General features: G+C 59.6%; 20 protein-coding genes, 1 tRNA gene and 2 pseudogenes. 10 read left to right on the top strand and 13 right to left on the bottom strand.

The features are described 5' to 3' along the window. Positions 1-6: 6 nt before the first annotated feature. Positions 7-1,242, bottom strand: a complete 1,236-nt coding sequence (locus OOZ63_RS22420; protein ID WP_266007856.1) for an EAL domain-containing protein — start codon at positions 1,240-1,242, stop codon at positions 7-9. 95 nt (positions 1,243-1,337) lie between these two features. After that, entirely contained in the window at positions 1,338-2,756 is a 1,419-nt protein-coding gene (locus tag OOZ63_RS22425) for a PLP-dependent aminotransferase family protein (RefSeq protein WP_266007857.1), read from the bottom strand. A 250-nt stretch (positions 2,757-3,006) separates the two neighbouring features. On the opposite strand from OOZ63_RS22425, the gene OOZ63_RS22430 reads away from it, so the two are divergent. Next, on the top strand, positions 3,007-3,228 hold the full coding sequence (locus OOZ63_RS22430) for a hypothetical protein (protein WP_266007858.1): 222 nt from the start codon (positions 3,007-3,009) through the stop codon (positions 3,226-3,228). A 66-nt stretch (positions 3,229-3,294) separates the two neighbouring features. Here the strand turns inward: OOZ63_RS22430 and OOZ63_RS22435 are convergent. From OOZ63_RS22435 to OOZ63_RS22455, 5 genes and pseudogenes are all read right to left on the bottom strand, one after another. Next, positions 3,295-3,371 (bottom strand) — tRNA-Arg (locus tag OOZ63_RS22435). 796 nt (positions 3,372-4,167) lie between these two features. After that, positions 4,168-4,956: a transposase gene (locus OOZ63_RS22440; protein WP_266007859.1), complete on the bottom strand. Its 789-nt coding sequence runs from the start codon at positions 4,954-4,956 to the stop codon at positions 4,168-4,170. Between the two features lie 1,586 nt (positions 4,957-6,542). Beyond that, positions 6,543-7,081, bottom strand: a pseudogene (locus tag OOZ63_RS29295) (PAS domain S-box protein); the annotation flags it as partial. A gap of 1,312 nt (positions 7,082-8,393) precedes the next feature. Next, a complete protein-coding gene (locus OOZ63_RS22450) occupies positions 8,394-9,008 on the bottom strand; it encodes a hypothetical protein (protein WP_266007860.1) in 615 nt (204 codons plus the stop codon). A gap of 178 nt (positions 9,009-9,186) precedes the next feature. After that, complete coding sequence (locus tag OOZ63_RS22455; protein ID WP_266007861.1) at positions 9,187-9,417, bottom strand: DUF1488 family protein; 231 nt, start codon at positions 9,415-9,417, stop codon at positions 9,187-9,189. A 310-nt stretch (positions 9,418-9,727) separates the two neighbouring features. Between OOZ63_RS22455 and OOZ63_RS22460 the strand changes: the two genes are divergently transcribed. The 4 genes from OOZ63_RS22460 (at position 9,728) to OOZ63_RS22475 (ending at position 13,447) form a co-directional block, all read left to right on the top strand. Beyond that, positions 9,728-10,945, top strand: coding sequence for an SIR2 family protein (locus OOZ63_RS22460; RefSeq protein ID WP_266007862.1), 1,218 nt, complete (start codon positions 9,728-9,730; stop codon positions 10,943-10,945). Further along, positions 10,938-12,818, top strand: a complete 1,881-nt coding sequence (locus tag OOZ63_RS22465; protein WP_266007863.1) for an ATP-binding protein — start codon at positions 10,938-10,940, stop codon at positions 12,816-12,818. The genes OOZ63_RS22460 and OOZ63_RS22465 overlap by 8 nt, the downstream gene beginning before the upstream one ends. A gap of 9 nt (positions 12,819-12,827) precedes the next feature. Next, complete coding sequence (locus tag OOZ63_RS22470) at positions 12,828-13,037, top strand: KTSC domain-containing protein (protein ID WP_266007864.1); 210 nt, start codon at positions 12,828-12,830, stop codon at positions 13,035-13,037. 95 nt (positions 13,038-13,132) lie between these two features. After that, on the top strand, positions 13,133-13,447 hold the full coding sequence (locus tag OOZ63_RS22475) for an H-NS histone family protein (protein ID WP_266007865.1): 315 nt from the start codon (positions 13,133-13,135) through the stop codon (positions 13,445-13,447). 365 nt (positions 13,448-13,812) lie between these two features. Here the strand turns inward: OOZ63_RS22475 and OOZ63_RS29300 are convergent, their stop codons facing one another. Then, positions 13,813-14,121 carry a YHYH domain-containing protein gene (locus OOZ63_RS29300; protein ID WP_416234772.1) on the bottom strand — a complete coding sequence of 103 codons (309 nt, stop codon included), beginning with the start codon at positions 14,119-14,121 and terminating at the stop codon, positions 13,813-13,815. 204 nt (positions 14,122-14,325) lie between these two features. Further along, positions 14,326-14,742 (bottom strand): helix-turn-helix transcriptional regulator, encoded by a 417-nt coding sequence (locus OOZ63_RS22480; protein WP_323055777.1) that lies wholly within the window; start codon positions 14,740-14,742, stop codon positions 14,326-14,328. Between the two features lie 72 nt (positions 14,743-14,814). Here OOZ63_RS22480 and OOZ63_RS22485 point away from each other — a divergent pair, with 72 nt between their 5' ends. Beyond that, entirely contained in the window at positions 14,815-15,426 is a 612-nt protein-coding gene (locus OOZ63_RS22485; protein WP_266007866.1) for a hypothetical protein, read from the top strand. A gap of 674 nt (positions 15,427-16,100) precedes the next feature. Here OOZ63_RS22485 and OOZ63_RS22490 read toward each other — a convergent pair. Beyond that, entirely contained in the window at positions 16,101-17,183 is a 1,083-nt protein-coding gene (locus tag OOZ63_RS22490) for an IS110 family transposase (RefSeq protein WP_266007867.1), read from the bottom strand. 365 nt (positions 17,184-17,548) lie between these two features. On the opposite strand from OOZ63_RS22490, the gene OOZ63_RS22495 reads away from it, so the two are divergent. From OOZ63_RS22495 to OOZ63_RS22505, 3 genes are read left to right on the top strand one after another with little or no spacing between them, the layout of a single operon-like run. Continuing rightward, positions 17,549-18,004, top strand: a complete 456-nt coding sequence (locus tag OOZ63_RS22495) for a hypothetical protein (RefSeq protein WP_266007868.1) — start codon at positions 17,549-17,551, stop codon at positions 18,002-18,004. Next, complete coding sequence (gene stbB, locus OOZ63_RS22500) at positions 18,001-18,795, top strand: StbB family protein (RefSeq protein ID WP_266007869.1); 795 nt, start codon at positions 18,001-18,003, stop codon at positions 18,793-18,795. Before OOZ63_RS22495 ends, stbB begins: the two co-directional genes overlap by 4 nt. Further along, positions 18,795-19,268: a hypothetical protein gene (locus OOZ63_RS22505; RefSeq protein ID WP_266007870.1), complete on the top strand. Its 474-nt coding sequence runs from the start codon at positions 18,795-18,797 to the stop codon at positions 19,266-19,268. The genes stbB and OOZ63_RS22505 overlap by 1 nt, the downstream gene beginning before the upstream one ends. A 210-nt stretch (positions 19,269-19,478) precedes the next feature. Here OOZ63_RS22505 and OOZ63_RS22510 read toward each other — a convergent pair whose 3' ends face one another. From OOZ63_RS22510 to OOZ63_RS22520, 3 genes and pseudogenes are all read right to left on the bottom strand, one after another. Next, positions 19,479-20,222 (bottom strand): FecR family protein, encoded by a 744-nt coding sequence (locus tag OOZ63_RS22510; protein WP_266007875.1) that lies wholly within the window; start codon positions 20,220-20,222, stop codon positions 19,479-19,481. A 186-nt stretch (positions 20,223-20,408) separates the two neighbouring features. After that, positions 20,409-20,600, bottom strand: a pseudogene (locus OOZ63_RS29130) (DUF4880 domain-containing protein); the annotation flags it as partial. Next, positions 20,597-21,082, bottom strand: coding sequence for an RNA polymerase sigma factor (locus tag OOZ63_RS22520; RefSeq protein WP_266007871.1), 486 nt, complete (start codon positions 21,080-21,082; stop codon positions 20,597-20,599). The pseudogene OOZ63_RS29130 and the gene OOZ63_RS22520, both read right to left, overlap by 4 nt. Positions 21,083-21,338: 256 nt before the next feature. Here OOZ63_RS22520 and OOZ63_RS22525 point away from each other — a divergent pair, with 256 nt between their 5' ends. Beyond that, a complete protein-coding gene (locus OOZ63_RS22525) occupies positions 21,339-21,575 on the top strand; it encodes a helix-turn-helix domain-containing protein (protein ID WP_266007872.1) in 237 nt (78 codons plus the stop codon). Positions 21,576-21,830 lie beyond the last annotated feature (255 nt).

Consider the following 21,830-nt stretch of genomic DNA (forward strand, 5'->3'; position numbering starts at 1 on the left):
CCAAGCTCAGTGGATCAGCGCTTGCGCTTGGTGCAGGGGCATGGGACGGCCCAGGTGATAGCCCTGCGCACTGCCGATGCCCAGTCCTCGCAGGGTGTCCAACTCGGACGAGGTCTCGACCCCCTCGGCGACTATGCTGCAGCCAGTCTCCAGAGCAAATCCGCGCAGGGCCGCCGCCAGAGCGCGCCGCGAGTGATCAGTGTCGATGGCTCGGGTGATGCTGATGTCGAGCTTCACGATGTGAGGGTGCAGATTCAGAATGTGTCGAAAGCTGGCATAGCCGGCGCCGGCGTCGTCAATCGCGACACGTAGGCCCTGTGCTTGCAGAGGGCGCATCACGGCGGAAACATCCTCGTAGCGCTCGACTGCCTGGTGCTCCGTCACCTCGACCACGATTCTGTTGAGCGGGAGTCCTTTGAGCATGTCGGCGAAGTCGCCTTTGACAATCATCTCGGGAGAGGCATTAACGGCGATGTACACCTCGGCGGGCAATTGCGCCAGCGCGCCTAGCGCGATGCGAATGGCTATGGACTCCAACTCCAGTTCGCGGTTCACCATGGCGGCTTCGGAAAACCATACATCCGGCGCGCGGTAGGGGTCCGACGAGAAGCGCGCCAGCGACTCGAAGCCGATGGCACGCCCCGTCAGGACATCGAAGATGGGTTGGTAGACCATCTGTAAGCCGCCAGATTCAAGCACTGTGTCGATGCGCTGATCCAGCACCTGGATGGCCTGGCGCTTCGACAGCTCCTCCTGAATCTCCTCGGCGACCATCTCGGCGAAGACGCGCATCATCGCCAGATCCCGCGCCGTTAAGCTGATGTCCGGCGCGTGGCTGAAGCAGCAGAAAGTGCCATACACCTGCCCGTCGCCAAGCCGGATCGGCACGCTCAGATGCGCACCGACCGGCAAGGCACGTGTTGCCGGCAGGCTCAGGGCCTCGGCGTTCAAGCACGCGTCGGTCATCAGCTCGGGCAGCCGGCCATCAATGACGCGCTGGCAGTAGCTTTCTTCCGCCGGATCGGAATTGCCAACTTGCACCAGGTCGTTTTCCGGGCGCGCATCGACGTGGCGAAAGACCCGGCGGCCGTCCACCATCTCCGAGATGAAGGCGACATCCATGCCCAGATGTGTGCGAATTGCGTGCAGGGCGCGTTCCAGGGATGGTTTTGCAGCGACATGAGCTCCCAGAGAGCTGTCGCGCGCGAGTTCCGCAACGGCGGTGGCGAGTAGTGCTGTCAACTGCGGCCTCCTTAAAACTGCAGTCATCCGCGCATCGAGGGACGCGCAGTGTGCCCGGCTTTGCCGGTGCTACAGGCAGATCGTCGCACAAGCCCTCACTGCTCGGCTAGCTCGCTAATGATGCGCCCCAGGCTGCACAACGCCGGTTCAAAGCGGGTGTCGCCCGGATAGCCGTGATTGATGCGCAGATGGTGGCGGTAGCGCTGGTCAGCGGAGAACAGATGTCCGGGCGCAACGCCGATGCCGCAGGCCATCGCGCGCCGATGCACTTCCAACGCGTCCACGGCATCCGGCAGTTCAACCCATAGAAAGTAGCCGCCCTCGGGCCGGGTCACCCGCGTGCCGGCGGGGAACTCACGCTCTATGACACGCAGCGCCGAGGCCTGCTGACGGCCGAGCGCATGCCGCAGGCTGCGCAGGTGCCGGTCGAAGCTGTTTTGTTGCAAGAACTCCTGCAGCGCCAGCTGCGAGGGCAAGGCGGCGGCCAACGAGTTCATCAGCTTGTGCCGCCCCAGCTCGGTCGCGAAACGCCCGCCCGCCACCCAACCGACCCGGTAGCCAGGTGCCAGCGACTTCGAGAAGGAACTGCAGTGCATCACCCAGCCCTCGCGGTCCCAGGCCTTGGCCGGCGGCGGGCGGCGCGGGCCGTGGTGCAATTCGCCGTAGACATCGTCCTCGATCAGCGGGATGCCCCGTGCGCTCAGCATATCGACCATGCTGGCCTTGGCCTGATCAGGCATGGTGCCGCCCATCGGGTTTTGGAAGGTCGGCATGAACCAGCAGGCCTTGACCGGATGCTGTGCCAGCACACGCTGCAGCGAGTTCAGATCGACGCCCGTGCGTGGATGGGTCTCAACCTCAACCGCCCGCAGCCCGCGCCGCTCCAGGGCCTGCAGCGCGGCGTAGAAGCACGGCGTCTCGATGGCCACCACATCGCCCGGCTGTGTACTCACCTCCAGGCAGAGGTTCAGCGCTTCCATCGCGCCATTGCTCACGACAATCTCGGACGGCGGCACATCAATGCCAGCCACGCCATAGCGCAACGAAATCTGATGCCGCAGCTCGCCATTACCCGGTGACATATCCTCCACAGTGCGCCACGGATCCATGGCCCGCATCGCCCTCCCCATACCACGCGCCAGCGCCTCCAGCGGGAACAGGGTGGGCGACGGGAATGCCGAACCCAGCGGCACCAACTCGCGCTGGCGCGCCTGGGCCAGCACCTGGAAAACCAGGGCCGAGACGTCCACCGCCATGCTGTGAATCAGCGGTTCGCTGGCGCCGGGCTCGGGCTCGTTGCGCCCGGGTGGGCATAGTACGTAATAGCCCGAACGTGCCCGCGCTTCGACCAGCCCCTGGGTTTCCAGCAGGTAGTAGGCCGAGAAAACCGTCGAAGCACTGAGCCCCTGCTGTCCCCGGGCTTCGCGCACCGATGGGAGGCGGTCACCCGGCTTCAGGCTGCCGCTGCGAATGCGCTGGGCAATGGACTCGGCATAGGCCTCGTAACGTTTCATCGGGTTCCTGGGCGTGTCTGATACGTTGAACTCTAAAGATTCTGATGCTTTTGGGCTCAGGCGCGCACAGCAGCACTGGGTCCATCCCATCGCCACGTCGCGCCACCGCTTCTTGCGCTTCCGTTATTCATCATCGAGGACACGCCCGAATGACAACCCTTCAAGATGCAGCGCAGTGGGCGCTGGCGGAGGCGACAAGATCTGCATCGTATTGAAGTCGGAGCGCGGGACTGGCTACCCATGTGCCGGCGTGCGTAGCGCATGGGACCGCATCTGCACCCGGCCTGGAGTTGACGATTTAAATATTCACGACCTGCTCGGCCGGGCCGGCGCCGACGCCGACGCGATGCTTGGCGAAGAGGGGGAGGAAGACATCACGGCCGCGCAGAAGCTACTGGGGCGCAAATCGCAGGGGATGACGCGGAACTATGTCGAGGGAAAGTATCACAAGCGGGTCAAACCATCGCGGTGAAACTTGGACACGCCGAGTGTTTCTTAGACAGCGGTTAGTTAGCACTATCGCTGCGAGCCAGTATGTTGGCCTGCCCGGAGGGACTCGAACCCCCGACCTGCTGCTTAGAAGGCAGCTGCTCTATCCAGTTGAGCTACGGGCAGAGGTGCTGTTGATGAAGAGGGGAACTTGATCGGGCCACGGGAGCCCAACTCGCGACACTCCGCTTCAAAAGCAAATGTCAACCAAACTCTAGGGCACGGCCCGAGACCTGCCAAGACCAGAGATCTCTCGCACTTCAACAACTTAACTCTCTTCCCCTGTCCCGCGACATCTCAAGAAACTCCATGAAAGCCCTGCATACGGTACACCGCTTGCAGCACGCAGACCTGAGAAGGAATCTGGAGCTCGAAACGCCTAAGAAGACTCGCTACCCCAGATCCGGCAACGGCCGGCGCCGAACGATCACAGAACTGCGGGCTATCCCGCGGGACTGGAGAGTCGGCATCATAGCTGACAGCAATGGTTGAGGGGGGACGCCTGCTCCATCCTCTCCAGGGGATAGTGCCCCACCCGAGCCTCCTCCACGGTGATGTCCAGCGCGTCCCGGCTGTGCCTTCGATGGCCGGCAAGCAGCACATAACGAAGCCGAGCTCGTGGTCGGCACTTCGGAGAGTTGTCTGCATGGCGAACACCGTTTGACATCCTTGGCCTCCTCGAACGGAGCTTTGCCACCAATGACGTCCACTGTGCTCGCTGCGCGTTAGTGGACAGAATTGATCGCGGTTCTCATCAGGAAGGCCCGCGGCTCCAGCGCAGCCTGCTCAGGCACGTCGCTGGCCAATCGCTCAAAGGCATCCTAGATGTGAACATCGGTCTTCTGGGCCGCACCACGGCGCATCAGCGCAGACCGGACGCGGGCCAAGCAGGAGGCAGTTTTCATGATGAACCGTCCCTGGGTCAGTAGCCAAGTGATACCGAACCTGCATCATCGCCTCTGACAAAGCGCAGCCTGGGACGAGCCGACCCAGACAGCTTGGACAACTTGAGCCGCCGCTCGTCCCGCGAAATCGTCTGAGCCACGAACGAGACTGCAGCGGCCAGATCCACAAAGGGGCCATGGGAGGCCACAGCGCGGCACAAACCGGGACCCAACTGCTCCAAGTACTCGTCGCCCGAGCGCACCAAAGCCCGGCGACGGGGGCGCAGCATATAGAACGGCCGAAGCTCCTCCAGCACCTCGGGCCAGTTTGGCGACAACACGGCCGCCCTAGCCGCCCCTGAACCAGCTAGCAGGCACTCCAGCGCGATGCGTGCTGCAGGAACACCAGAAGCCTCACGGACGGTGCGCCGTGCTTCGGCGCGAAGGACACCGACGGTGGAAGCAGCAGACGCATGTCCCTCTCCCAAAATTCGCCGCAGCGGCGGGAGCACACTTGTCCCCGGGCACAAGGTCCGAGCATCAGGGTCCGACGCACACACCAGCGAAATCTTGTCGACGTCCCGAGCCTCCAGGTCCGCCCAGACACCGCTCCAAAACTCGTGGCCCACAGCACCACCAGGCCAGGCACCCAGAAATTCCCAGTCGCCGCCCGCCAACACGCCTACCGCCCAGGTCACCGTCGGCTGGCACGCAGTCTCATCGGAATCGGCAAGCTCTACATGCTGCTCGTCGAAGTGCACGCTGAAGTAGTGCCAACACAGAGCATGTGCGGTCCATGAATTCGCCTTGTTTGAAGTTCTGGTCATCACAGGCTCCTGTGTTTCGCCCACCGGCTTTTGACGAGGAGTTCCAACCTCGAATGCCATCCATAGAGCGTGGACCGAAAGATGCGATTAAACGAATTCGCGCATGCCAGCGAAGTCAAACCAACCCGCAAAGATCGACACTAGATTCGTCTTCAGTCGTGTGTTTCTCGAGAGAGTCACCCTGACAAAGCACATCGCAGAAGCCAGCCTGCTAGCAGCACGCATGCGACCGCAATTGTGATGGTCTTTGCACTTTGTCAGCCTACGATACTTCCCAGCAAAAGGAAACACGATTGACAGCCACCTTCACCCTCCACCGCGCGTTCGACCGAATGCCAGCCCCGGACCTCTTCAGGAAATCGAAGAGCCTCGAAACGCCGGTCCCGCTTTCAGGGCCGTCGGGACCGTCGACGACGGCTCTTCCATTGCTGCGTGCCAGGCCAGGTGTCGACTCTCTCGTTGAGTCGCAGCCGGGCTCCACCATCCAGCTTGACGACGCTGCCGGTGGCATCATTGCGGGGCAGCCAGCCCGACGTATCCCGCTCAGATGCGGCTCCCGGGCCTCTTCCGTGAACCGCGCGCGAGCTGACGCCTGATGCCTCCAACAGTCGAGTTCGGGGAGTTCTGGGTCGACAATCCTGAGGTTGAGGGAGTCCTCGACCTCCGCACCGGCGCGTGCCTGCAGCACGACAGAGCTATAGGTAGCGACTACGAAGACGTCGACATCAGAAAGAGATATTGAAACTCTCGAATGTTCTGCTCGCTAGATCGACGACGTCTTTTCCTAAAGCCAGTCCCTTCATCGAGTCCCTTGCCACCTCCAACCATTTCTTTACGCGACTCTTGTCCGGCGCACCCTCCAATGCCAATTCATCCTTTACCTTCTCTAGGTTAAGGACCGCCTTCTTGGCATGGTCGGCGGCGGGTGCTTGTTCCAATATGGTGATCAATTGATCCAAGCTATCGAGCTGCTGCTTTCTCTTGTTGAAAGACTCGGCTATATGGATACTCTGATCCACCTCATTATTATCACCTTGAATCACCCGTTCCGACCCTGAAGCAGTGTAATTTCTGGCGCTCATGTCACCTCCTGTTTGAAGGTAGAAGTTCTGGGCAGGGACTATCCCAGCGCTTTGAGGGCTACCCTCCCTCAGCACGCGCTCATAAAAATCAAGAACATTCTTTTGAGCTCGGTAGGTATGCTGCAAAAATATAATGCGATTGCGCATGGCGAGAAGCAAGGCCTCATGCTTTTCCCAGGCAACGATTCGCGGCATATCGCTCAGATCTATGTCGCCCGACTGCACGCGTCGCATGTATTCTTTGAGATCGTCATGCACGGTGTCGTTTGAGACGGAAATGCCGGATGGCAAAACAGTAAACTTGAATGCGATCTTGTTCGCAACGCTGCCATCAACGGAGAAGGAAATCGAGTAGCCTTTTAGTTTTGCAAATTCCTCGAATCCTTTGAGCACATCATGGAACATGGCCTTGTGGTCATCCTGTAAGTCGAGGAATATGTAGCCCCCATGCCCGGTTCCGGTACCCCATCGCCCTTCTCGCCCGAGATCAGATTCCAGCTCGTGAAGTCGATCACGTAATCTCTTGGCCTCAGTGATGTTGGTCATTGAGGTCATCCAGCCAGTTTGCTTACCCCGGGAGTCAATCATGGGGCTGACATAAATGCGGGCGTCGAAGAGGGTACCGTCCTTGCGCATCACCTTGACCTCGGCACCGCCCGAGGGACTGCGGCCCTGGATCTCCTGCTGCAGCAGTCTGAAGTTTTCTTCATAGTGGTCGGTGGGCCAGTATGGGAATGGCGGCCTACATCCGATCAGCTCGGCCTCGGAGAAGCCGGTCATCGCACAAAAGGCTGGGTTGACGTAGGACATGCGCGACTCCAGGTCCATGGCCCGCATGCCGGTCAGCATGGAGTTCTCCATCGCGCGGCGGAAATTGGTCTCGCTGAACAGGGCGGTCTGGATCTGCAGGCGACGGCGCTTGTCACGCCAGGCTGCGACCACCATCCAAACAGTAAATACAGAGAGCGCGAGTGCAACCCAGAGCAGCGGGTTCCCTGTGAGGTCATTCACGTGGGGTGGCCTCGACCGCGCATCAGCGGCCCTGTCCCACGAAAACGCGAGCAGCAACAGCATCCATGAGAACGCTGACGTTCGCCACGGATGTCGTATTGGGGAAAGTCAGGCAGCATCGAACAATTATCCAAGACAAGGCGACAGTCGGCGCTTCGGTTGAGGCCGATAGGGTAAATCGCTCTGCACTTCTTGAACGCTGGGGTCATCACCAACAGCTTTGCGCGAGCATTGGCAAGGACAGCTCGCCGCTGTGCAGCATGACCGGCGAACCGGAGGACCTATCCGATTCCGTCCATGGTCAACGGATGCGTGTCGCTTAGGCCCATGGCTGCGCCAGCAAGAGTCCCGGCAGTCCTTGACTTGCGGATCACAAAGGAGAAGGGCCGCAGCCTGAGAAGCTTGGCCGAGAGATTCTGCTCCGCATCCAAGCCCCCGTAGCAGGTGCGCCGGGGGGAATTGAACAAACCGTGCCAGCACGCATCAACATTGACCTCACGTTCCCGAAGGAAAGTGAGTTACTTCAAAAATCACTGCGTCGCTTTGTACCAACAGCTCTGACCTCTCCCTTCCATTGCTCCGCACACACCGACAAACATTCGTACTGCGACGAGTTGAAGGGCAGCGGCTGAAGTTGGGGTTCGGAGCCTCGAAACTCATCATGAACGGCAAAACGGCCACCGGACTGTTAATCCGTATTTCCCTGGTTCCAGCCCAGGTCGAGGAGCCAAATATTGAAGCCCTGCATGTGAAAACGTGTGGGGCCATTTTTTGGGGGGCGGCCGGGCGATGTCCGGCTAGTCTGCAATGTTGTGCAAGCTGAACGGGAGAGCGGCGCACTGCTGCGGGACCAATGGATGGTCTTCCTGCATGCAGAATTCGAGGTGCGCCCCATCGTGCGGCATTTGGAATCGAATGACACCCTTAGTGTCCAAGCGAGAAAAGCTGAACGCCATTGCTTGACCAAGTTGGACATCAGGACCCTGGCCCCGAGGAACGTCGATGCTTCGATGTACGCCATGCTTGTTTCGGAAATGGATAAGTGCGCAGAGTTTGGGCAGGTCGCCTACCCGTCCGATAGCTCGGGCAAAGTAGTAGAACTGCCCTAGCCTATTGAGATACCTGAAGGCGAATCCCGACGGAACGCTGCCGACCGCACTGTGTGCAGGCGAGCCCGTCTAAACGAAGAACCTCTTGACGGAACTGATGCCATGACGCGCTGCGGTAGTGGTCAACCATCACCAATAGTTGTCTTCATTGTGCTCCGGAACTTACCGGCCAGACGGCTCGAATGACCTGGGACTGCGAGCGCACGGCATCTCACAGCCAGAGATCGTCTTGGGTTCAAACAGGTTTGCGGCGAGTGGGCTTAGGTAGAGGTATGGCGGGTTGGTAGTGCTCACTCGACAGGACGCGCTTTGCCGCATCCGCCATCAGCGAGAACATGAACATCAGCCAGACCCAGAACACGCCCATCATCCCCACCAGTGCCGCCGCAGCTCCACCGCCGCGTTGCCAACTCAGGGGAACCAGTAACAGGAGAACTGAGACCGATAGCGACGCAGCCAATGTGGTCAAAGCCGACACCCGCCCAAATGGAAGCCAACGTTGGGCCCAAACACCTCGCGGGTCTCGATACCCGCCCTCTAGCGCCAGAAACTTGACCCAAGGCCCCGCCTCGATCCGATCCAGCAACAACCGCACAGGAGACTGGCGCGCCTCAATGAAGACCAGTTCGACGGGCTCGACACTGCGACCGTAGGCATCAGTCATCGCACAGTGGAAATCCAGCGGAGCTGCTTTTTTCCATGCGGACTTCTTGAAGAGTTCCCGGATTGCACGTCTTCGCTTTGAAGAGAGCAGCCACTGACGCTCTCGCAGGCGAACCCAATTCAGCAATACCCAAACCGGCACAGCAAACAGCACAGCCAAGAACCGGACATCGTTTAGCAGTTCCATATCCCTCCCTAGGTTGCGGACTGCCCTACATGATGCGCCACCACTAGCTCACCAGATGAGCTAGCACCATGTCTACGCCAACCTTCCCAAGGGAATATTTACTCTCGGCCACGGCGACCCGACTGTGCCGAGTGCAGGCCGATCAGACGAAGCAGCAGATGCTTCTTTGAGCGCTCGCCTAGAAGTCCCCCGTACCAAGCTTCAGCGGGTTCTCGCGCGAATAAGTCTCGCCTTCGACCATACGCGCCAACGCCCGGGCAGTAATGACGTCCTCGTGCTTCTTGAAGGCATCGATCAGCGAGTACGCACCGGCTCCAGCGCCAAAGTGGTCCTCAAGTGCCTCTCTGCTGATCACCAGAGGGATAGCTCCCTGCGCCGTTGCAATACGCACATTCAGTGTTTCATCCATGGGAACCCCGCGTGAAGAACTGCCGTCCGGTCAGCAGTCGGGTTGCTGAAGAACCGGCGCCCTTGATCGAGGTGGATGGTACTGGCGTAATAACGGAATCGCCGCCAGAATCAGCAAAAAAGACATCAGGGGGGACATCGACACCATTGACTGCGCACAGTCGTTGCGCGGTACACCTACAACTTCCCCCGAAAACTGCTTCCGCTCGGATTGATTTTCCTGAGCACCGGTTGCTTTCGCCTGCATCGCACATTGAAAACGTGATTGAGTAAGCCATAAGCCTTCTAAAAATCTTGGACTAGAGCAAACCATGGATTTTCTGCACGACCCAATTCGCCACCTTCGATACTTACGCCAATCCTTGGCTCAAGATAACGAATCAATAGGTTTCTTCCTATCTGCGGGATGTCCGCTTTCTGTACCAATGCCAGACGGGCAATGGCCGCTGATCCCCGACGTGCTCAATTTAACGCGGCACATCAATAGCGCATTAGAAGCTGACCCAAATTACAAAACACTTTGCACCGAGCTAACTAAGGCCGAGCGAAATCATGAAAACATTGAGGATATTCTCAGTTTTCTCCGCAGCCTAATACTGGTTGCAAAAGGCGGCGATGTTCGTGGACTCAGCGAGCAAACACTCGATGGTTTAGAAAAGAAGATCTGCTCTGAGATTGTAAAAAAGATAAATGTTCAACTCCCATCGACGGAGACGCCTTATCACCGACTGGGCAATTGGATTAGGTCAATTGATAGAAAATTGGCCATCGAAATATTCACCACAAACTATGATCTGCTTGCTGAGCAGAGTCTTGAGGACAATGAAGTACCCTATTTTGACGGCTTCGTAGGTGCGCGAAGGTCATTCTTTGATCTCCGCGCGCTGGAGGACAATCTGATTCCAGTCCATTGGACGCGCCTGTGGAAAATACATGGCTCCATCAATTGGTACCAAGAAGTAAAAGACAAACAGCGCGTGGTGTACAGAGCATCAGATGTGAAGGAAGACGCATCACATCTTATATACCCGTCGCACCTGAAATACGAGGAAAGTCGCAAAATGCCTTACCTCGCATTAATCGATCAACTGAATAGATTTATTAGGCGCAAGTCTTCGTTTTTGATCCTGTGCGGTTACTCGTTTAACGACGGTCACCTAAACGACACCATTGTTAACGCACTAAAAGCGAACCCGACCGCCATGGTGTTAGGCCTCCAGTATGGCACGTACGCTAAGGAAAATAATGGCGCAGAGTCTTATCCTGAAGCCTATCGACTGGCAAAGAAACAGCACAATCTGAATATTTGGACCTTCGATAAGGCGATTATCGGAACGAATTTAAGCGCCTGGGGCCGTTCACGCGAACGCGACGACGCTGATGCCGAGTTGAGTCAGTTTGTGATATCAAAAACCGACGATGCCGACCCTCCGACCTACTCCACCCTTGTTCAGCTAGGTGATTTCTCCATATTCACCGAGTTCCTGAAACAAATCATTGGAACCATAGGACGGCAGCAAGATGTCTAGCAAAGAAACTTATCTTGGTGATGTGCAGGATGTGGATGGAACCGCTGTCAGTATTATTCTATCGAAAGACTCGTTGACAGGTTTCGTCTATATCAATGGTCAAGGCTATAGGGCAGGCCAAATAGGCAGCTTCGTCCGCATACCAGTTGGATTTTCTGATTTATACGGAATAGTAAGTCAAGTGGGTGCCAGTGCTGCACCCAAGCAGGAATCATCCCAGTCGGCGGAATTGGGGAATCGTTGGATGAGGATTCAGCTCATCGGAGAGGGGCTTCGTACAGGAGTATTCTCCAGGGGGCTTTCTCAATACCCAACGGTTGGCGATGAGGTACATCTTGTCTCTGAGAAAGAGCTGAAAAACATCTATGGCCAGCCCGATAAGCCATATTTTGTTAAGGTGGGCCACATTTCAAATGCTGATTCCATCCCGGCCTTGATCGACGTGAACAAACTAGTTACACGACATTCCGCCGTAGTGGGGACCACTGGATCCGGAAAATCCACCACGGTTGCGAGCATCGTTAATGCACTTTCCGATGGGGAAAAATATCCTTCGTCAAGAATTATCATGCTCGATCTTCATGGAGAGTACGGCCATGCACTCAAGGACCGGGCAAACGTTTACAAGATCAATGCGGATAAGTCTGCAAAATCGAAAGAGCGAGAACTCCACATTCCATTTTGGGCACTTAACTTTGACGAACTCTGTGAGATTAGTTTCGGTGAATTCTCAAACGAGAAAGACCGAAATATCGTCATGGAGCGCGTGCAGAAGTATAAGAATTTTTCGATTGGAAAATATCCTAAAGATGGCGCTTCGGCCGACACCCTAAGCGTTGACTCACCTATCCCCTTCAGCCTCCACCACCTGTGGCACGAATTGTTCATCGAAACATTCGGAACGTACTACGCCAAGAAGTCAGGAAAGCCAGTAGATAATTTAGCATATGAAGTTGATGCAAATGGTGTGGAGCTGAAGGGCAATCCAGAACTCGGTATCCCGCCAATATTTAAAAACGTCAAGAATGAGAAGGATGATGACGAGAAGATCAACTATCTTCCGGGAGCATTGAATCTTGGCAAGCAGCTACTTTTGCTAGGTTCAAAGCTTCGCATACCTAGGTATAACTTCATTTTCCGGCCCAACGACTGGAATCCGGAGCAAGATGGGAAAGTAACGCGCGATCTTGACGGGCTGCTTGAAGATTGGATTGGTGGTGATCGGCCTGTCTCGATTTTGGATCTCTCTGGTGTACCTGCCGATATTCTGCAAACCACAATTGGTGCGCTTCTAAGGCTGGTTTATGAGGCCCTGTTCTGGTCACGAAACTTGTCGCAAGGTGGCAGGCATCGACCCTTACTAATCGTTATGGAAGAGGCGCACATCTATCTAAACGACGAGTTAAAGGGAATGGCATCCAAAGTAGTCCAGCGCATTGTGAAGGAAGGGCGGAAGTACGGAATTGGCGCCATGATTGTTAGCCAGCGCCCGTCTGAGATAAACTCAACTATTTTGTCTCAGTGCGGCACCTTCTTTGCCTTGCGGCTAACCAACTCGGCCGACAGAGGCCATATTACTGCGGCGCTCTCTGACAATCTCGATGGACTTACCAGCATGTTGCCGATCCTCAGGACCGGCGAAGCTATTATTCTTGGTGAAGCAGTGAAGTTGCCAATGCGCACTGTTATTTCACCGCCACCGAAGAATTCACGACCGGACAGTCAGGATCCGGTAATCTTCGATGAGATAACACCCGAGAACTCGCAAAATCCTGGTGGATGGGGAATTCCACGAGAAGAGAACCCGAACTATGCGGAGTTGAGCGAAACGTGGCGCTCCCAAAATCCACGGATATCTAGAGTTAAGCAATAGGGAGATAATATGAACCGCACACCCGTATCGTCGAGCAACATTGCATCAGTTGGCTACGATGCTGACAGCTCTACTTTAGAGATTGAATTCAACAATGGAACTGTATATCAATATTTTGACGTCAACGAGAATGTCTACAATGAGCTAATTGGAGCTCAGTCCATCGGCGGATATTTAGCAGCCAATATCAAGGGGCGCTACCGCTACTCGAAGGTGTAATCAGCCGATCGACGCAAGTCGTGTGGCGACCTTATTCCATCCCTTACGTCGATCCAAGTTCCACCTCACGCTTGCCGTGAAACTAATCCCAGCCAATGACCAAAACCACCCTAAAAGACCTCATCGCCCAGCGCGCCGCCCTTGATGCACAGATCGAGCAGACCAAACAAGCTCAACTCGCCGGGGCAATCCAGCAGGTGAGAGATTTGATGGCCGAGCATGGACTGACCATTGCCGACCTCGCCACCAAGCGTGGCCCCAAGGCAGGCAAGTCTGGAGAGGCCTCTAAGGTCGCTGCCAAGTACCGCGACAAGGCGACTGGTTCCACATGGAGCGGCCGAGGGTTGAAGCCCAAGTGGCTCAAGGCCGCGCTCGATGCCGGCGCCAAGATCGAGGACTTCGCTATCTGATCAGCCCCGACTGCGGCTGACGACCGTTGCATCTCGGATGGCCGGCCAAAAATCTCCGCTACTTATTGCAGGCGCACCCGCTTCCAGCAGTGCAGGTCGCAGTGGCAGCAATGCATGTGTCGCCACAAGCTTTGCCCACGTCGCAAACCCTGCAGCACTCATCCCCTCCACCGCCGCCGCATGCAGACAACGGAATTGATGCAGTCACCGCTAGAGGTACCGTCAGGGTTAAAGCCCTGAGCAAGTTGCTGATTCTGAATTTCACAGTCTCATTCCTTCTTCTCGCATCAAGTTCAAGTCCGCTGGTCGCTGCTGCGCCGGGGGGGTTGGAGCCGGCCTCGGTCGCTTCCACGACTGCATGTCGGTCAGCATCCGCCGTAGTTCTTCTTGCCGCTTGCGGTGAGGGTGTACGTACCGCCACGAGGCCCCGTGTAGCAAGTTGCGCCAGCAGCACGGCTTGGGGCAGTTACTGAGACAGACGGGGGCGCATCCAGGGCTTGCTGCGCAGTCGCTTTCTGGACAGGCAGAACCGCAGGGGCTCGATGGCAGTGGTAGTCGCCGGTCTTGCGATTGGTGTGGCAGCCCTCGGCATTGAGCCCTCCACCGTGAGCACTGGCCAGAACTGACACACACAGCAATGCCAACGCCACAGCCGCCGATTTCAGTCGTTCCATGGACCCTCCCCTGCATGCCGTTCGATCTAGGGCACTTATGTTTCCAAGTGTTACAGACAGGACTGTGTCTGATGCTGGGGTTTACGCGCTGTGGCGAGTCCAAAAGGCCACAAGTCGGCATCACCTTGGTATCAGAAGCCTTCATTCATCTTCAGCAGGTCAGTTGCCGAGGGCAGGTCACCGCCGATGGTTTTAGTACCACCCTCAGTCAGCATTCGGGAGAATTGCTTGACCTCTCCGTCTCGGTCGTCCTGGCGCCAAATGTTGCAACCCAAGCCGCAACTTCGCGACGCCATCGTCTCCGTAGTTGTCGCTCAGACTTAACCGGGATTCTTGGTCGGCACGACCATACGTTGAACGCGCATCCGGCCCTCTACTTCCTTGAAGCATGTCGGACGGGGCGATGTCCAGCACATCACATAGCCGAAACATCATGCGCACACTAGGACTATTGCGGCCAAGCTCGATCAGTGACACGTAGTTGCGGTCGACATCTGCGCTCAGCGCCAAGTCTGTCTGCGTCCACTTCCGTTTTGACCGCAGTCTAGCTCTGCCGCAAGTCAACGGCGCCCTCCGCTCCGGCGAAAGCAGCCGGCCACTTCCTTCGCATATGACCATCATCGGCACAGCCGTTGACGGCACTGCACCCTTTGCTCCGCCATTTCACTAGTCATGAGTCAACTGCCAAACCACATGGGCATCTACATGCTCATCACGACCATCTTCGTGTTCTTCGTTGTCTACGGTTACGTAGGCGTATCTTGGAAGACCCGGCCATGGATTCCCCTCCTTGCTGGTGTACTTCTTCTGGTGGCTGCCTACGTCGCAACTCTCGCAATCGACGGGACGTCAAAGCAGCTCAGGGCGACTGCTGAGAAGGCAGCAACGCAGGGGAATCTCAAAGACCGTGAAACCCTCATGACGTTCGCGGAGGCCAACGACCGCCAAACCAAGCTGCTTGAGTTGGTCACCATCCCGTTGGCCGTCTCCCTGATTGCCTCCGCGTTCTTTGCAAAAGCTGATCGTGCCTTTCAAGCCAAGGCCACTGAATTCGAGGGGCGGCAATCTGAACTCGAACAGCGAGAAGGGGCTCTCGTGGAGGACGAGGCGGCACTGATTAGAGATCTGATTTCCGGGCTTCGCGGGCAAGGCGTAATCGATCGGCATGAAGGAATATTGGAGAAGCGCAAGGATCTCAACTTTGACCACTGGTTCCTACTGGACGACTATAGGGATCTGCTGAACGCACGTCTGGTGCAACGCCGCGAACGGAGGAGTCGCCGCCCACCATCTGGAAAGCGCTGATCGGAGCGCTTGCGGGGTCAGGTCTCGCCAGGGTGGCACTCAGGGAAAGCAAATTGCCCCGACTTGCGCGGTTGCCAGTTCTCAGCCGCACCCACAGCCGGTGCCGGAAATGGACCGGGCTGGGATCTGGTTAGCGGACCTTGCTGCCTCCGGCAGTTGCCTGCATGGCCATCTCGAGCCGGCCATCCTTCGATTGCCTGATGCCCTTTGGATGGTGATGCGCCCCTTCAAGCGCGCCAAATGCAGCCGAGGGTGCCGGAGCAGGTGCTGTGAAGGCAAGTGGTTTCGACGAGCACGCCTTCAGAATGAAGTTTGCTCCCGGCATCCAAATGCTGGCGCCCAGCCTATCCTGCTACAGGGACTTCCCAGTAAGTAAACCGACTCGGCACGGGCTGCCTTCGATAAGAGCCTTTCTGCTTTCCTCAAGACCAGAGTTCGGGTTCGATGCAGCGCCACAGAGAACAGACTGCACATCTACAGGCGGCCTTGTTGCACTCGGTTTCGGTGCGGGCCCAGATACCAACCGCTCAGCAGGGCTCCATTCACTCGCCGCCGTCGCCACGAATGGCGCGGCACCAGGATAGTCGAGCTTGCCTGCTGCCGGTCTGACCTGTGTGATGCATCTTCGAACGCATGTCTTCGGGAAGACCTTCAGATTCGGTGGCCTCGTTGAATCAAACGGCCGTGTTGCCAGGTATTGCCAAGGACGCCTGCGGCATGACCGACACGTAGTTCGGATCGAACACGCGCGCCTTGGCCAGCAGCGCCCAGACGATGCGCGCGTTCTTGTTGGCCAGCGCGACCACCGCCTTCTGCCAACCCACGCGGGCCAGCAGTTGCACCAGCCAATGCGAGATCTTGTCGGTGCGTTTGTGCGCCGTCATGACCGCCGACTTGGCGCCCTGGATCAGCAGTGTGCGCAGATAGTCGTCACCGCGTTTCGTGATGCCCCCGAGCTGCGTCTTGCCGCCGCTGGAGTTCTGCCGTGGCACCAGGCCCAGCCAAGAGCCGAACTGCGCACCGCTCTTGAACTGCTTGAAGTCGCCCACCGTGGCGATCAGTGCCGAGGCGGTCACGGGGCCGATGCCGCTGAGTTGCGCGGCTGCCTTGGCCTGCTCGTCAGAGCGCACATGCGCGGTGATGCGCTCGTCGCAGCTGGCGATGTGGCACTCCAGCTCGATCCAATGCAGCCGCGCCTCCTGAATCGCCAGCCGGGCAATGCCGGGCAACTCGTTGCTGGCGTCTTCGAGCACATCGGCCAGGCCCATGCGCAGCGCCTCGGGGCTTTGTGCGAAGACGATGCCGAACTCGGTCAGCAGGCCGCGGATGCGGTTGATGCAGGCGGTGCGGTCTTCCTTGTAGCCCTCGCGCAGCCGGTGGATGGCCAGCAGGGCCTGCTGGACAGGCGTCTTAACGGAGACGAAGCGCATGTGCGGCCGGCCTGCAGCCTCGCAGATTGCGGCAGCGTCGTTGGCGTCGTTCTTGCCGCCCTTGCCCGCCATGCGGTACGGCGCGACGAAGTGACCGGCAATAAGGCGCGCATCCAACCCGTAGCCGCGCAGCTTGCGCGCCCAGTGGTGGGCGCCGCCGCAGGCCTCCATGGCAACGATGCAACCGGCGGGCAGCTGCACGCACCAGGCGGCGAACTTGTCGGCAGGCAGGGCCTTGGCGGTAACAACGCGGCCTGTCACGTCGACGCCATGGACCTGAATGACGCGCTTGGCCAGATCGACCCCGACTCGCGTAATCTCGTTCATGGGCTTCCCCTTTCAGATGGCTAGAGGTTGACGATTCACACCATCAATCTAGGCGGTCTACCGCCGTTAGCCAGAAGGTGGGAAGTCCCTTCGTATTCACTAGGTGTTATCTGAAATACATTGATTCGGATTGAGGGGCGTTTTTCGCCGCGAAGGCGACGCGCAGCCGCCCCCTAGGCACCCGCAAGGCGACCAGGCCGACGGGAACCCGGCGCCCATCCACCGCAAAGCCGCCGCCCTCGCCGCTGACCCGCTTCGCAGCCGCCCCATACCAGCCCCAAAGGTGCTGATTTTTCGCAGAATTCAGCACGCGTTTGCGCCCGAACCGCGCCTAAGTTTGTTGCATCACCACCGCGAGCATTGCCGTGGAGCTGCAACCCAAACGCCCGCCCGGTCGCATTGACCGCAAAGCCGCCCGCTACGCCGCCGAGATTGCCCGGCTGCGCAGCGCTGGCTACACCTACGAGGCCATCCGCGAGGCCCTGGCCGATGTCGGCCTCGCGGTGAGCACCAGCGCCCTGCGTCGCGAGGTACGGCGGATGCGGCAGCGCTCGCCGCTCCAGCAGCGAACGCCAGTCCCGCCTGGCGATGCACTGCCCTCACCTGCATCGCCCGCCCCTGTTCAGCCGTCGTCATCGGCGTCGCGCCCGACGCCCGTGCAGGCTGCGCCGCTCCCGCGCGCGCCGCCGGCTTCGCCAACCCCGCCGTCAGCACCAGGCTCACGCGCCGCGCCGGTTGTCGAGCACACCCGCGCAGCCGCCGAAGCCTTCTTCACCGCCAACCCCAGCCACCTGCTGCACCCCCACAAGGAGACCCCATGAAACTCGCTGTCATCAACTTCTCGGGCAACGTCGGCAAGAGCACCGTCGCCCGGCACCTCCTGGCCGCCCGCATCCCTGGCTGCCAGGTCATCGCCGTCGAGAGCATCAACGCCCAGGACAGCCCCATGATCACGATCCGGGGCCGGCAGTTCGCCGAACTGCAGGACACGCTGCTGAGGGTGCCCGACCTGGTTGTCGATGTGGGGGCCAGCAACGTCGAGGAGCTGCTGAGCGTGATGCGCCGCTACAAGGGCAGCCACACCGACTTCGACGCCTTCATCGTGCCCACGGTGCCCGACCGCAAACAGCAGCAGGACACCGCCGCCACGCTGGCGGAGCTGGCCCGCATCGGCGTGCCCCCTGAGCGGCTGCGGCTGGTCTTCAACCGGCTGGAGGACGATGAGCCGGTCGAGCGTGTCTTCGAGACCTTGCTGGCCTTCTGCGCTGCCTCCTGCGTCGTGCAGCCGCGCCTGGGCGCCTGCTTGCCCTACAACGAGGTGTACGCGCGGGTTCGTGGCACCGACTGCACCCTGATCGAGCTGGCCGCCGATCCCACCGACTACAAGGCCGCCATCGTCAGCGCAAGCAGCCCGGCCGAGCAGGCCGCCCTGGTGCAACAGCTCGCCAATCAGCGGCTCGCCCAAGGCGTGGTCCCTGAACTCGATGCCTGCTACGCCGCGCTGGAGCTCGTGGCGTTGGGCCAAGAGGCGCCCAGCGAGCAGGTGGATCTGTTCGCCTCGCGCCGGCCTCGCTCGGACGCCGCGTCCGCTGCTGCAAGACGGAGGGCATGATGAGCACGTCCACCGCCCGCGAGGCGCTCATCATCGAGGCCATCGGCGAAGTGGCCCGGCTGATCCACCAGGTCGAAGCCTTGGCACCGGAGATGCTGAAGACCGGCCAGGCCTTGCGCAAAAGCGACGCCCAGCTGCACCAGACCCTGGCCGGTTTCGAAGCCCGCTTGGCCGCCATCACGGAGCGCACCAAGACCCAGGCCGTACAACACCTGGAGGCGCAGATGAGTGCCTCCGCGCAGCAGATGTTGGGGCGGCTGTGCGCGGCGCTGATTGAGGCGGCGCACCGGGTCTTCCAGGACCAGATCGGCGCCACCATGCGGGAACAACAGGTCGTCCTGAACAACCTGCAGGCCCTCCTCCACCAGCTGACCCAGGAGCGCGCCGAGCGCTGGATCCCCTGGGCGACGCATGCGTCGGCCGCCGCCCTGGCCTCCATGCTCACGATCCTGGTGCAATGGCTGGGGCGCTGAATGCCCCGGCGACTCTGCGACCGGCGTGACACGCGCCGAAGCGTGTCACGCCGGTCGAGCCGTGGCGATCAGCACCCAGGCGGCCCGGCTTCGGGTGTGGCGGGTGCCAGGGGTGCCGATCTGGCAAGCCAGTTCGGCAAGCGGGCCCTTGCCGCACCAGCGGGAAGGATCAGGCCCGCGCTCCCCTGGCACGGGTACGGGCCGCCTGAATTACCTCGGTAGCAACTCCAGTCGATCCGGAAGTTCTCGAACCCGCAAGTCGTGCAGCTTGGCCACCGCCTGCGCAAAGCCAGCGCTGTCGCCGGTCTTGAACAGGCCGCTGATCCGCAGCGCCGCCAGGCTGGGGTCCGCCACGATGGGCGTCGCGCTGTAGCGGTTCATCTCGGCCAGCGCTTGCGGCAGCGACGCGTTGTCGAAGACCGCTTCGCCGCGTTTCCAGGCCAGCACCTGGTCCATGCGCGGCCGGTCCCGCTGGGGCGGTGCTGCCTTCGAAGCGTTGCCACCCGCGCCTTGATCGCCCCGCACGCGCAGCCGCTCGCCGGGAGCCATCACGATGGGCTGCACGATCCTGGCGGCAGCAATGCGGCGCTCGGCCTCGCGCACCACCACCTGGCCTTCCACCAGCGTGACATCGAGCGCCTGACTCGCACCTGCACCTGGCGGTGTCAGCCGCACCACGAAGGCCGTCCCGGTGGCGGTGACTTCCGTACCGGCGGCCTGCACGACAAAGGGTCGGCTCGCATCTTTGGCGACCTCGAAGAACGCCTCTCCGCCTTCCACGCGCACGCGGCGCTGGGTCTGGTCGAGTTCCACCTGCACCCGGGTCGAGGTGTTCAGCGACATCCGGGTGCCATCCCTCAGGATCACCAAGCGCTGCTCCCCGATGCCGGTGTCGTAGCTGTCGATATCGCGCCAGGGCTGGCCTACCAGCACACCGACCACGAGGACCGTCACTGTGAGCGGCAGAGCGAGTGGCCAGAGGCGCCGCCAGCCCCATCCCCTCGTGCCGGCACTCGCGGGGCTGGCGACCTGCCCTTCCCCACTTTGGTCCTCAGGCCTGCATGCAGCCGCTGCCCGGGCAACAGCGGCCCGGTCGACCCCCGCCGCCTCCATCCACAGATCCGTCCCGCGCTCGAAGGCCAGCCGGTGTGCCGCCGAGCGCGCCTGCCAGGCGCGGCATTCGCGTTCCATGTGATGTGATCGATCCGGCCCGTGCAGCCGGGCAATCCAGACCGCCGCCTCGGCCGCGATCTCTCGCGTCACGACAGGCTCGGACCCTTGTCTCTCTTCCCCCTGCCCGTCCCGCCCCTCCCGCCCCTCTGCGCCATTCACGTTCGCCAGTCCTGCATCCCGGTGATGAGTTGCATCGTAACTTTGGCGATGTGCTTCTCCACGGTGCTGATGCTCAAGCCGTGTTGGTCGGCGATCTCCCGGTAGGTCAGCCCGTCCAGGCGGTGGGCCAGGAAGATGTCCCGGCTCTTCTCGGTCAGCCGCCCCAAACAAATGTGCAGCCGCGCCAGGCGTTCCCGCCCCAGCACCACGGCCTCGACGGGCGGCGACTCATCGACCAGGATCACCTCTTCGAGCACGACCTGCTCGCCGTGGGTGACCCGGCCCCGGTGCTCATCGATCGCCAGGTTCAGCGCGGTCTGCATCAGGAAGGCCTCGGGCTTGTCGACGACCTGCTCACGCTCATAGCGGGCCAGCCGCACCCAGGCTTCCTGGACGATATCTTCCGCATCCTGAGTCGAGCTGCCGCGTCGCCGCAGGGCGTCTCGGATGCGAGAGAAGACCGGAGGCAGATGCTTCTTCATGGTGAACCCTCCCAGGGTCAAAGGCCGAACGGTACGAAGCCGGCCGCACGAGAACCGAAAAGGCTCAGCCTTGAGCGAAGGCCAGATTGTCATGCTACTTTACGTCTGTATACCCAAAGTCATCAAGAAGAGATTATTTGCTTTACTCGCATGAGGTCTGCCCTTTGCATCGAAGCAGATGGTGACGCCGCAGCGACTTCAATTGCTACTTAACGTCTGTAGACCCAAAGTCATCTGTGATTGAACCTCCGACGTCATGTCAGGGCGTCGGAAAACCACGGTCGAATCAGCACGGGAGCGCTTAGCGCGACGCCTTCGTTCGCTTCGTGCTGCTCGCGGCCTATCGCAAGAGGGGCTTGCTGACTTGGCGGATCTGCACCGCACCTATGTGGGGTCCATTGAGCGTTGCGAGAGGAATGTCTCTCTCGACAACGTTGAGCGGTTGGCAACGGCGCTGGGCGTTGACATCTGTGATTTGCTGATCCAGGAATGATCGTCGTACGATAATTGATGAACGGTCGTGAATTCAGACACCGGGCATAGCTGCTCAGCAACCGGGCCTGTCCGAATTTCTGTGTGTGAGGCTCGTTGAGCCTTCACCGATTTCGTGAAGGCGGTGGAGGATCCTACGACACCGGTCTGGTGAATCGATCTTCGTAGAGGATTGCGAACTGGTTCATCGCGGCTTTCCAGTGGTGAGTCGGTCGGGTCCAGTCCTCGGTGATGTTGCGCAGCGCCAGCCAGATCA

The organism is Paucibacter sp. PLA-PC-4, assembly GCF_026241155.1.
In the GTDB taxonomy this organism is placed as follows: Bacteria; Pseudomonadota; Gammaproteobacteria; order Burkholderiales; family Burkholderiaceae_C; genus Roseateles_E.

Bases quoted from the DNA above. Each gene is read 5' to 3' on its own strand.
- OOZ63_RS22425 (WP_266007857.1), bottom strand. From the start codon at position 2,756: ATGAAACGTTACGAGGCCTATGCCGAGTCCATTGCCCAGCGCATTCGC.
- OOZ63_RS22440 (WP_266007859.1), bottom strand. From the start codon at position 4,956: ATGACCAGAACTTCAAACAAGGCGAATTCATGGACCGCACATGCTCTG.
- OOZ63_RS22450 (WP_266007860.1), bottom strand. From the start codon at position 9,008: ATGGAACTGCTAAACGATGTCCGGTTCTTGGCTGTGCTGTTTGCTGTG.
- OOZ63_RS22455 (WP_266007861.1), bottom strand. From the start codon at position 9,417: ATGGATGAAACACTGAATGTGCGTATTGCAACGGCGCAGGGAGCTATC.
- OOZ63_RS22460 (WP_266007862.1), top strand. From the start codon at position 9,728: ATGGATTTTCTGCACGACCCAATTCGCCACCTTCGATACTTACGCCAA.
- OOZ63_RS22465 (WP_266007863.1), top strand. From the start codon at position 10,938: ATGTCTAGCAAAGAAACTTATCTTGGTGATGTGCAGGATGTGGATGGA.
- OOZ63_RS22470 (WP_266007864.1), top strand. From the start codon at position 12,828: ATGAACCGCACACCCGTATCGTCGAGCAACATTGCATCAGTTGGCTAC.
- OOZ63_RS22475 (WP_266007865.1), top strand. From the start codon at position 13,133: ATGACCAAAACCACCCTAAAAGACCTCATCGCCCAGCGCGCCGCCCTT.
- OOZ63_RS29300 (WP_416234772.1), bottom strand. From the start codon at position 14,121: ATGGAACGACTGAAATCGGCGGCTGTGGCGTTGGCATTGCTGTGTGTG.
- OOZ63_RS22480 (WP_323055777.1), bottom strand. From the start codon at position 14,742: ATGATGGTCATATGCGAAGGAAGTGGCCGGCTGCTTTCGCCGGAGCGG.
- OOZ63_RS22485 (WP_266007866.1), top strand. From the start codon at position 14,815: ATGGGCATCTACATGCTCATCACGACCATCTTCGTGTTCTTCGTTGTC.
- OOZ63_RS22490 (WP_266007867.1), bottom strand. From the start codon at position 17,183: ATGAACGAGATTACGCGAGTCGGGGTCGATCTGGCCAAGCGCGTCATT.
- stbB (WP_266007869.1), top strand. From the start codon at position 18,001: ATGAAACTCGCTGTCATCAACTTCTCGGGCAACGTCGGCAAGAGCACC.
- OOZ63_RS22505 (WP_266007870.1), top strand. From the start codon at position 18,795: ATGAGCACGTCCACCGCCCGCGAGGCGCTCATCATCGAGGCCATCGGC.
- OOZ63_RS22520 (WP_266007871.1), bottom strand. From the start codon at position 21,082: ATGAAGAAGCATCTGCCTCCGGTCTTCTCTCGCATCCGAGACGCCCTG.
- OOZ63_RS22525 (WP_266007872.1), top strand. From the start codon at position 21,339: ATGTCAGGGCGTCGGAAAACCACGGTCGAATCAGCACGGGAGCGCTTA.